Source organism: Flavobacterium sp. (assembly GCF_031422135.1).
Taxonomy (GTDB): Bacteria; Bacteroidota; Bacteroidia; order Flavobacteriales; family Flavobacteriaceae; genus Flavobacterium.
Genome location: NZ_JANOQD010000013.1, coordinates 1 through 2,486 on the forward strand (window position 1 = coordinate 1; position 2,486 = coordinate 2,486).

The 2,486-nt window shown below is 29.8% G+C and carries 3 protein-coding genes and 1 pseudogene; 3 read left to right on the forward strand and 1 reads right to left on the reverse strand.

Annotated elements, in window-relative coordinates:
- The 3 genes and pseudogenes from RMO70_RS02255 to RMO70_RS02265 form a co-directional block, all read left to right on the forward strand.
- Positions 1 to 208 (forward strand): annotated as a pseudogene (locus RMO70_RS02255) (aldehyde dehydrogenase family protein); the annotation flags it as partial.
- 88 nt (positions 209 to 296) lie between these two features.
- Entirely contained in the window at positions 297 to 1,379 is a 1,083-nt protein-coding gene (locus RMO70_RS02260; protein WP_310554800.1) for a hypothetical protein, read from the forward strand.
- Positions 1,376 to 2,029: a hypothetical protein gene (locus RMO70_RS02265; protein ID WP_310554801.1), complete on the forward strand. Its 654-nt coding sequence runs from the start codon at positions 1,376 to 1,378 to the stop codon at positions 2,027 to 2,029. Before RMO70_RS02260 ends, RMO70_RS02265 begins: the two co-directional genes overlap by 4 nt.
- Before the next feature lie 78 nt (positions 2,030 to 2,107).
- Here RMO70_RS02265 and RMO70_RS02270 read toward each other — a convergent pair.
- The coding region (locus RMO70_RS02270) for a DUF6646 family protein (protein WP_310554802.1) at positions 2,108 to 2,486 on the reverse strand (379 nt) is incomplete at its 5' end.

The following is a 2,486-nucleotide window of genomic DNA, read 5'->3' on the forward strand; positions in this document are numbered from 1 at the left end:
TGTAGTAGGTTCTGATTGTGGAATTGCAAACGTAAACATTGGAACTTCTGGCGCCGAAATTGGTGGCGCATTTGGTGGAGAAAAAGAAACTGGTGGCGGACGCGAATCCGGTTCTGATGCTTGGAAAATCTACATGCGACGTCAAACCAATACGATAAATTATACCACGAGTTTGCCCTTGGCACAAGGAATAAAATTTGATTTGTAGATTTAGATAAAAATAAATTTTATAAAAAAACGCTTTATCTTATTTAGAGGTAAAGCGTTTTTTTATAAATTAGACAAAAAAATGGTTAATGTCCAATTTAGAAGCAACATTTACAGATATTTCGGATTGGCATAAAAATGTTCATTACAGTACTGGAGGTAGTAGAAGTAAATATATCACTTTACATCCTGTAACAAACGAAGAATATTTTTTTAAAGGATCAAAAGAGACACCATCAAGAGAAATTCGCTATCCAACAGAATTTTGGTCTGAAATTGTCTCTTCTAAAATAGGGCAATTTTTAGGATTTCCAATGTTAGATTATAATATTGCTTACGATAGTAAGCATAAGCAAAAGATAGGATGTCTTTCAAAGTCGATGATTTTTGGGGCTAAAAATAAATTGACTGAAGGAATATCTTATTTAACAGGATTTAATGCCCAGTACAATCCAGAAATAGACAAAAAAGACTATAACTTTCAATTTATTTGCAATGCTTTAAAAAGTTTTTCATTAGAAGACTATATAAAGAATATTGTGGAGATTATTATTTTCGATAGTATTATTGGGAATTCAGACAGACATCAAGAAAATTGGGGTGTTATAACTACTCATAAAATATTTATTGAAGAAAAAGACATTGATGAAGAAGTTTCAAAAATTAAAAAAAGAAGTTTGTATAGAAAAATTAGGAGGTTAGCTAGACGCTTTTTTTCTGATGAAAATAAGGAAATAACAAGAATATTAAGCGACCCAAATTACACTCTTAAATTTAAAACTTCTCATAAATTTGCTCCTATTTATGATAGTGGTTGTTGTTTAGGAAGAGAGCATACAGATGAAAAAGTATTAAAAATGCTCAATGACTCTCAAATGATTGAAGCATATATTAGAAAAGGAGAATCAGAAATTCATTGGGAGGGTTTTTTTAATAAAAGAAAGCATTTTGAATTAATAGAATTGCTGTTAGAACATTATCCGGCTGAAACTAAAAAATTCTTAGCTAGAGTTAAGGAAAAATATAACTCCGAATCAATAAAAGAGATAATTGAAAATATCGATATAAATGTTCCAAAGGATTTAATTAACTTTAAATTATCTGAAACAAGAAAACAATTGATGTATAAATTGGTAACTTTGCGCATTGAAAAACTAACCCGATATTTATGAAAGCAATAGGCAACATACACCTTATCTGGAGACCAGGTAAAGGTAGTAGAAGAATTTCTGTTGGTACTATTAAAAAAAGTGCCTCAGAAGGAATCCGCTTTCAATACAATCAAGAAGGTGTTGATGAAGCCAAAAAATTAGGGTTTGTTCATTATGAAGGTTTTCCTGACACAAATAAAATTTATACTGAAAATGTAATTGATATTTTTGGGCAACGATTAATGCGAAGTGACAGACCAGATTTAGAGGATTTTTATGAATTTTGGAATATAGATTTAGCTAAAAGAGAGGATAAATTTTATATGTTAGCTTTTACTCAAGGATTATTACCAACTGATAATTTTGAACTTTTAGCTCATTTTAATCCTATCGATAACTTAACTTTTGTTACTGAAATTACTAATTTGTCAGAGGCTCAAATTCCTTCGGATAAGGTTTTTATTGGAGATTTTTTGCGATATGAGTTAGAGCCAAATAATTTATATGATAAAAAAGCAGTGAAAGTCTTTAAAGAAGAATTATATCTTGGACATATCAAATTAATTCATTGTAATGTTTTTCATAAAACAAATAAACAGTTTGATTTAGTCGTTCAAGGAATTGAAAAAAATGGTGTATTAAAACGAATCTTTGTTAAAGCTAGTCTATAATTCATTTAGTGCTATAAACCAAAAAAAGCCTCTTATCTTTAAAAATAATAGGCTTTTTGCTTTATAAATTATACCAATCTACATATTGAACGAAGCACCAATATTAAACGTAAATTGGTTGTTCAAGTGATCAAAACCAGTTATATTTTGGTCGTATTTTGCAATCGGGAAACTAGCTTCTGTAAAAATCCCAAATCCTTCCGAAAAGAAATAACGCATGCCTAAATGTCCACCAAAGTTTTTTAACCCTAAACTCAAACCAGGATAAACGTCTAGTTTTTCATCAATTTTTAGGACATTACCTAGATTGGCATTGATTCTAAATTTAGCATCAAAACGATCTTTGAATTCAGGTTTTACACCTAAAAAATCATCTACTCCTAATAAATAAGAACCCACAAAACCGTAGGATAAATTTTCACCAATTCCAAAATCAGTCGAAACTTGAATTCCTGTT